Below are 8111 nucleotides of genomic sequence, written 5' to 3'. Positions count from 1 at the left end.
TCGAGAAGAGCGTATGGTTTTAGAAATTTTGAAAATTACAGAATAAGAGTAATGACCCATTGTGGATGGGATGGTGTAATTAATCGAGTGAGATGAATGCTGATCCCCCGTTTATGAGGTAGAGCCGGTTTGTGTAAGCTCAACTAAACATGATGGTACCAGAGGCCGGACTTGAACCGGCACACCCTCACGGGCGGCGGATTTTGAATCCGCTGCGTCTACCAATTCCGCCACTCTGGCATGGATAGATGTGCTTTGATTGCTGCCGCATTATAGCGTTATGCTAATCGCTGACAAGCGTTTTTTGCAAATCGTTGGCAATAAACCGTTTAACTGATGGATTATTCGCCATGTTAAAACAGGGTGCACTTTTGAGAGGGTAAATCATTTTTGATTTAGTTGCGGCTGTGGCAAACTTATCGTCTGAATTTTTCAAGAAAATGTAATCTTGTGCCTGAGTCTGAAGTCCAACCCAATAATCTGAAGCGTGCCAGTTTCTTTAAACGGCTGTTAGCGATGATATACGATACCCTTGTCGCGACCGCCGTGGGCATGTGTGCGGCAATGGTAATCATTGTTACGTTGGTAGTTCTGTTTCATAACGGCGTGCTCGATATGGGCGATTACGCGCAACCTGCGGACGCGATTCAGGCGTCCTGGCAAATAAAGCTGATTGTTCAAATTTGGGTTGTGGGCTGGATTGTCGGCTTTTTCCTGTGGTTCTGGAAGCGGGGAGGGCAGACCATAGGAATGCGTGCCTGGCGTTTAAAAATTTACAATACCCAGGACACGCCCATCACCTGGACGCGATTGGTGCTGCGATTAATTGCTTCGCTGGGTGGGCTGGGAACCTTTTGGGTATTGCTCGATTATAAAAATAAACAATCATTACAGGACAGAGTGGCCGGAACTGAAGTTTTGCAATTAACCAAAACCCAGAACGACCATAAAAGCTGGTAGCGCATCAACGTTTAAGTAAATAGGTAGCAACGGCTGCAAATAATAAGCTCGGCAACATCGCGCCTAAAATGGGCGGGAACTGATAAACCAGACTCAACGGTCCAAACACTTCATTGGTAATAAAGAAGCCAAACCCCGTCAGTACGCCCATGATTACCCGTGCGCCCATGGTCACACTGCGTAAGGGTCCAAAAATGAACGACAGCGCCATTAACATCATCACCCCGATGGATACTGGTTGTAAAATCTTGCGCCAGAGGGCCAGTTCGTAACGAGAAGCATCCTGATCATTGTTTTCAAGATAACCAATATAGTCAACTAATCCTTCCATCGACAGCGCCTCCGGCTTCACTGCAACAATACCTAGCTTGTCGGGCGTTAGCGAAGAGTCCCAGTTTTGTCGCTTGAAGTTTTCAACATCAATTTTTTCTTCACTAAAGCGGGTAACGTCCACCTCTTCCAAAAACCATCGGTTGTCTTCAAAAATCCCGGACTGCGCGTAGGTAATAGCATTAAGGGTCAAATCGGAGTTAAAGGAAAAAATACTAATGTCTTTTAGTGACTCCCGGGTAAGTACCTGACCAATACTGACGAACTGATCTCCATCTTTGGCCCAGACCAGTTGGTCGGATGAAAATAAACTGCCACCAGAAACGGCCTCTGTTTTTATCTCCTTTGCGCGCGTTTCACTAAATGGGGTCACCCATTCACTAACGGCCATTACAACCAGGATCATGACCACGGTAGATTTCATAGCTGAGGCGATGATATTCCAGCGACTCAAGCCTGCAGCCTGCATCACCACCAGTTCGCTATTGCTGGCTAGTAAACCCATACCTACCAGGCCGCCAAGCAGGGTCGCCATTGGGAAGAACTGTTCTAAATCACGGGGCAGGCTCAATAAAACAAAAAGACTGGCGGTGATCATGTCGTAATCACCTTCACCCAGCTTACGCAGCTGTTCAACAAATTTGATCAGTGCACTCAGCCCGACCAGTACCGAAAGTGTCACCGTGATGGTGCCGAGTAACGTGCGGGCAATGTATAAATCTAAAATACGAAACATTATCCCTTCCTAAAAATGAACGCGCGGATATGGGCACCAGTTTTGCGATCGCGCACGATTAGCCCCATCCCTATCACAAACATTATGGCATGCACCCACCACAAACCTAGCTGAACCGGAATGCGCCCATCTTCGAGTACCCGGCGACTGGCCAGTAATAGCAGGAAGTAACCTAGATACAGTAGAATCGCCGGGAACATTTTGCCGAATCGACCCTGTCGTGGATCGACAGAGCTGAGTGGCACGGCGATTAATATCAAAAACGGGATTGATAAAGGAATGGCAATACGCCATTGCAGTTCGGCCTGGGCTTCCAATGAATCCATCCCCCAAAGTTCCTGGGTGGGTAAAACACTGATTTTCACCCGCTCTTCCTCTTGAACTTCATCGGCTATCTGAATCTGATACTCGTCAAAAGCCACTTTACGGTAACTGTGTTGCCGTTGTTCTCCTTCATACTGGACACCGTCTTCCAGTACCAGCGTGCGCGTGCCATCGGGTTCACTCGAAATTTTACCCGCATCAGCATACACCACTCGAACCTTGCCAGCAGCGGCTTCACTTTGATGCTGAGAAAGAAACACCCGCTTCAGGGTGTCATTTTGCTTATCAACATCATGTACAAAAATGACTGCTTTTTCGTTGCCCGTTTGCTGGAAGCGACCGGGGATGATGGCGGAAAATCCTGCCTCTGAACGCGCCTTTTCTTTTAATTCGAATTCACTTTGTGCCGCAGTAGGCGCCAGATAAAGAGTAATGGTGCCGGTTACCAGCATGATGATTAGCGATAAAAATAGCATCACTCGTGTGACATACCACTCGCTGATCCCGCAAGCGCGCATCACGGTCATTTCGCTATCTACGTAAAGTCGGCCATGGGCCAGCATAATACCCAGATAGGCGCTGATAGGCATGACCAATGACGCAAGAATGGGGGCATATAATGCAAGAAAACCTGCCACCAGGCCTGCCGGAATGTCACCGTCTGATGCGTCACCTAACACGCGAACGAAGCGTAATGTAATAAAGATAGCCATTAAGATTAAGAAAATGGCCAACTGGGACTTAAGCGTTTCCTTAAGCAAATAGCGAAATATTAACATCCCACTCCCAATGAAAATTTGGATTTATAGTGAAAAAGCGCACAATCTTGAGTAAACTTTGTATTTTTACAAGTTAAGCAATTATCTTTAAAACGATTCGCTTTGGCTTTAGTTCAATTTAGCTTAGCAGTCTGAGCCTACGATTAATTCGGCAAAGCCTGCCAGCGTGTGTATTAAACCATAACCGCGCTCAAAACGTTACGTGATTTTGAACCCTATGCCAGAACAAAGAAAATAGCAAAGGAGATATCGTGGAATTTAGTGTAAAAAGTGGCAGTCCAGAAAAACAACGCAGCGCCTGTATTGTAGTAGGTGTATTCGAGCCACGACGACTAACAGCGGTGGCCGAGCAATTAGATGAAATCAGCGAAGGTTATATCAGCAATCTGTTACGTCGCGGTGATTTAGAAGGTAAAGCCGGCCAGATGTTGCTGCTGCACCATGTTCCTAATGTGTTAAGTGAACGGGTGTTATTGGTAGGGTGCGGAAAAGAGCGTGAGCTGGACGAGAGACAGTACAAGCAAATTATTGCGCGCACTATCAAAACACTAAACGAGACTGGCTCAATGGAAGCGGTATGTTTTCTGACCGAACTGCATGTGAAAGGGCGCGATACCTATTGGAAAGTGCGTCAGGCAGTAGAGGCCACTCAGGATTCGCTTTATACCTTTTTGCAATTAAAGACCAAGAAAGGCGAACCGCGCAGACCGTTGCGTAAAATTGTATTCAATGTACCTACCCGCAGAGAATTAACCGTAGGTGAGCGTGCGGTTGAGCACGGACTGGCGATAGCGGCGGGCGCTAAAGTCACCAAAGATGTGGCGAATATGCCGCCTAATATTTGTAACCCCAAATACTTATGGGAGCAAGCGCAGGAGCTGGCAGCAAATTACAGCTCTGTTTCTGCTGAAGTGGTAGACGAAGCTAAGATGGCAGAGCTGGGCATGCAGTCATATCTGGCGGTCGGTCGCGGGTCTCATAATGAATCAATGATGAGCATCATTCATCACAAGGGCGGCCCGGCTAACCAGGCTCCCATTGTGCTGGTGGGCAAGGGGTTAACGTTCGACTCAGGGGGTATTTCAATCAAGCCCGGCGAAGCCATGGACGAAATGAAATACGACATGGGTGGCGCAGCATCCGTACTGGGTGTTATGCATTCTGTCGCCGAACTAAACCTGCCCATCAATGTTATTGGTGTACTGGCGGGGTGTGAAAATATGCCGGATGGCAACGCCTACCGCCCGGGTGATATCTTAACCACCATGTCAGGACAAACTGTTGAGGTATTGAATACCGATGCGGAAGGTCGCCTGGTGTTGTGTGATGCACTGACCTATGTCGAACGGTTTGAGCCAGAGCTTGTCATTGATGTGGCCACGTTGACGGGTGCCTGTGTTATTGCGCTGGGTGCGCATGCCACGGCGGTGATGAGTCAACATAATCCGCTGGCACACGAACTGTTGAATGCTTCCGAGCAAAGTTCTGACCGCGCCTGGCGTTTGCCATTATGGGATGAATATCAGTCGCAACTGGATAGCCCGTTTGCCGATATGACCAACCTGGGTGGTCGCCCGGCAGGCAGTATCACGGCTGGCTGTTTCTTATCTCGCTTTACTAAAAAATACAACTGGGCACACCTGGACATCGCGGGAACAGCCTGGCGGGGCGGAAAGCACAAAGGCGCAACTGGAAGACCGGTTCCCATGCTTTCTCAGTTTTTGATGAACCGTGCAGGCGTGAATCACGAGGATTAAGTATTCATGCCACAGGTTGTATTTCATGCGCTTAGTAGTGAACAACAAGCGCCACAACGTGCTTGCGAGTTGGTCGCTGATGCTTATACCAAGCGTCAGCGTTGCCGCATACTTTGCGCGACACAAAAACAGGCTGAAGAGGTTGATGAACTGCTGTGGCAATTCCCAGCTGACAGATTCATACCGCACAATATGTATGGGGAAGGGCCCGCTTCAGGTACGCCAGTAGAAATTTGCTGGCAACCACAACAAATTGAAAAATGCCACGTGATTGTCAATCTAACTGATGAACTGGTTAGTAACCCTCAGCAATTTTTATTTATTTACGATTTCGTGCCGGCTGATGAAGACGCCAAACAGAAAGCACGATTACGCTACAAACATTATCAGCAAGCCGGCTATGCCATGCAGTTTGAGTCGGTGGAGAATTGAGAATTAGTATGGATAAAACCTTCGAACCACAATCCATTGAAAAGCAGTGTTACCAGGAGTGGGAAACGGCCGGGTTATTCAAGCCCTCAGGTGACGGCACACCTTACAGTATTCTGCTGCCTCCTCCTAATGTCACCGGCAGCCTGCATATGGGGCACGCATTTCAACATACCATTATGGATGCGCTAACCCGTTACCATCGCATGAAAGGGGACAATACGTTGTGGCAGGTGGGTACCGACCATGCGGGTATCGCCACGCAAATGGTGGTAGAGCGACAGTTAAATGCCGAGGGCAAAACCCGCCATGACTTGGGCCGTGAAGATTTTGTCAAAAAAATCTGGGAGTGGAAGGAACACAGCGGCGGCAATATTACGCAGCAAATGCGCAGGCTGGGCACTTCAGGCGACTGGGATCGTGAAGTCTTCACCATGGATGAAAATCTGTCAGCTGCGGTAACTGAAGTGTTTGTTAAGCTTCACGAAGAGGGCTTGATCTATCGCGGTAAGCGACTGGTAAACTGGGACCCGGTGTTATTGACCGCGGTTTCAGATCTGGAAGTGCTCAACGAGGAAGAAAGCGGCCATATGTGGCATATTCGCTATCCGCTTGAAGGCAGCAGCGAATCCATTGTAGTGGCGACCACCCGTCCTGAAACCATGCTGGGCGATACGGCGGTAGCGGTTCATCCTGATGATGAGCGTTATCAGCACCTTATCGGTAAAAACATTAAATTGCCGCTCACCGATCGTCTGATCCCAATTATTGCTGATGATTATGTGGATCCGGAATTTGGCACGGGGTGCGTTAAAATCACCCCAGCGCATGACTTTAATGATTACGACATGGGCAAGCGTCACAACTTACCCATGATTAATGTGTTAACCGAAGACGCACGCATTAATGAAAATGCGCCTGAACAATACCAGGGCATGGACAGATTCGATGCGCGCAAACAGGTGGTGACCGATTTAGAAAAGCTTGAGTTACTGCTAAAAGTCGAGCCTCACAAGTTGAAGGTGCCGCGCGGCGACCGTTCAGGTTCGGTCATTGAGCCCTATCTGACTGATCAGTGGTACGTGGCGGTGGAATCATTGGCCAAACCGGCTATTGCAGCGGTAGAGTCTGGCGAAATTCGTTTTGTACCGGAGAACTGGAACAAAACCTACTATCAGTGGATGCACAACATTCAGGATTGGTGTATTTCCCGTCAATTGTGGTGGGGCCATCGCGTGCCCGCCTGGTATGACGAGGAAGGTAATATCTACGTCGCCCGAACCGAAGCAGAAGCCCGTGAGAAACATAAGTTGCCCGCTGAGCTGAAATTAAGTCAGGATAACGATGTGCTGGATACGTGGTTTTCCTCAGCGTTATGGCCCTTTGCCACCATGGGCTGGCCAGAAAAAACGCCTGAATTAGAGACCTTTTTACCCACCTCGGTCCTGGTGACCGGTTTTGATATCATCTTTTTCTGGGTGGCCAGAATGATCATGATGACCAAAAAATTCACCGGACAAATTCCTTTCAAAGAAATATATATCACGGGTCTCATTCGTGATGAAAACGGCGACAAGATGTCGAAGTCCAAAGGGAATGTAATTGATCCTATTGATGTCATCGACGGCATAGATAGCGAGGCGCTGGTTGCCAAGCGTACCAGTGGCATGATGCAGCCGCAGTTAGCCGAAAAAGTCGCTAAGCGTACCCGTAAACAATACCCTGACGGCTTTAACGCCTATGGCACCGATGCGTTGCGCTTTACCTTTGCGGCCATGGCCTCCACCAGTCGCGACATAAATTTTGATATGGGAAGGGTAGAAGGCTACCGCAACTTCTGTAATAAAATCTGGAATGCTTCCCGTTTTGTGTTGATGAATACGGAAAACGAGGATTGCGGTTTAAATGGTGGTGAGCTTGAGTTAAGCCTTGCGGATCGTTGGGTGTGGGCGAAGTTCCAAAACGTCGTACAAGAATTCGAAAATGCCATTGCCGATTATCGTTTTGATATTGCTGCGCAGGTTGCTTACGAATTTACCTGGAACCAGTTCTGTGACTGGTATCTGGAACTGACCAAAGCGGTGTTAAATAACCCAGAAAGTACTGATGCTCAAAAGCGCGGCACCCGTCACACATTAATCAATGTGCTAGAGAATCTGTTGCGCCTGATACATCCATTTATGCCGTTTATCACTGAATCTATCTGGCAGCGTGTGGCGCCCTTGTGCAAGTCGGTACCTGCAGATGCCAGTATTATGGTGCAACCATTCCCTCAGATAGATGAGCGCAAGGTGGATAACCTGGCGCTGGAAGACATCGAGTGGGTTAAACGTTTCATTCTAGGTATTCGCAACATCCGTGGTGAAATGGACATTTCCCCTAATAAACCTCTGGATGCATTATTAAGAAATGCCCAGGAAGAAGATATTCGGAAGTTGCAGGCAACCCGGCCATTTATCGACAAGCTGGCTAAGCTTCAGAAAATCGATACTCTCGCGTCGGGTGAGAAAGGGCCTGCCAGTGCGGCTGCGCTGGTGGGAGAAATGGAAATTCTTATTCCAATGGCTGGACTGATTGACAAAGATGCAGAACTTTCTCGCCTTAACAAGGCGATTGAGAAAACACAAAAAGATGTCGATCGAACTGAAGGTAAACTGGCAAATGAGAAATTTGTTAGTAATGCGCCAGATGCGGTTATTGAGAAGGAAAGAACAAAGCTGGCACAAGCCAAGGTACAACTAGTCAAGCTGCACGAACAGCACCAGACTATTTCAGAGCTGTAGCCTTTACCCCGCG

General features: G+C 48.2%; 6 protein-coding genes and 1 tRNA gene. 4 read left to right on the top strand and 3 right to left on the bottom strand.

Going from position 1 to position 8111, the window contains the following annotated elements; genetic code table 11:
• Window positions 1-153: 153 nt before the first annotated feature.
• Window positions 154-240 (bottom strand) — tRNA-Leu (locus tag HCJ96_RS07150).
• 210 nt (window positions 241-450) lie between these two features.
• On the opposite strand from HCJ96_RS07150, the gene HCJ96_RS07145 reads away from it, so the two are divergent.
• Complete coding sequence (locus HCJ96_RS07145) at window positions 451-960, top strand: RDD family protein (protein ID WP_343034674.1); 510 nt, start codon at window positions 451-453, stop codon at window positions 958-960.
• Window positions 961-964: 4 nt separating this feature from the next.
• Here the strand turns inward: HCJ96_RS07145 and lptG are convergent, their stop codons facing one another.
• The gene (gene lptG / locus HCJ96_RS07140; protein ID WP_169210341.1) at window positions 965-2026 is read right to left on the bottom strand and encodes an LPS export ABC transporter permease LptG; all 1062 of its coding nucleotides are present in this window, start codon (window positions 2024-2026) and stop codon (window positions 965-967) included.
• Entirely contained in the window at window positions 2026-3129 is a 1104-nt protein-coding gene (gene lptF / locus HCJ96_RS07135) for an LPS export ABC transporter permease LptF (RefSeq protein WP_169210340.1), read from the bottom strand. Before lptF ends, lptG begins: the two co-directional genes overlap by 1 nt.
• Window positions 3130-3380: 251 nt before the next feature.
• Between lptF and pepA the strand changes: the two genes are divergently transcribed.
• Genes pepA through HCJ96_RS07120 form a run of 3 tightly spaced genes read left to right on the top strand, consistent with a single transcriptional unit; the run spans window position 3381 to window position 8098 of the window.
• Window positions 3381-4886 carry a leucyl aminopeptidase gene (gene pepA / locus HCJ96_RS07130; RefSeq protein ID WP_169210339.1) on the top strand — a complete coding sequence of 502 codons (1506 nt, stop codon included), beginning with the start codon at window positions 3381-3383 and terminating at the stop codon, window positions 4884-4886.
• A gap of 6 nt (window positions 4887-4892) precedes the next feature.
• Entirely contained in the window at window positions 4893-5318 is a 426-nt protein-coding gene (locus HCJ96_RS07125) for a DNA polymerase III subunit chi (protein ID WP_169210338.1), read from the top strand.
• An 8-nt stretch (window positions 5319-5326) separates the two neighbouring features.
• Complete coding sequence (locus HCJ96_RS07120) at window positions 5327-8098, top strand: valine--tRNA ligase (RefSeq protein ID WP_169210337.1); 2772 nt, start codon at window positions 5327-5329, stop codon at window positions 8096-8098.
• The last annotated feature ends 13 nt before the right edge of the window (window positions 8099-8111 follow it).

The organism is Alteromonas ponticola (genome assembly GCF_012911815.1).
In the GTDB taxonomy this organism is placed as follows: Bacteria; Pseudomonadota; Gammaproteobacteria; order Enterobacterales; family Alteromonadaceae; genus Alteromonas; species Alteromonas ponticola.
The sequence above is the reverse complement of the archived record's forward strand: the minus strand, read 5'-3'. Positions and strand labels throughout refer to the sequence as shown.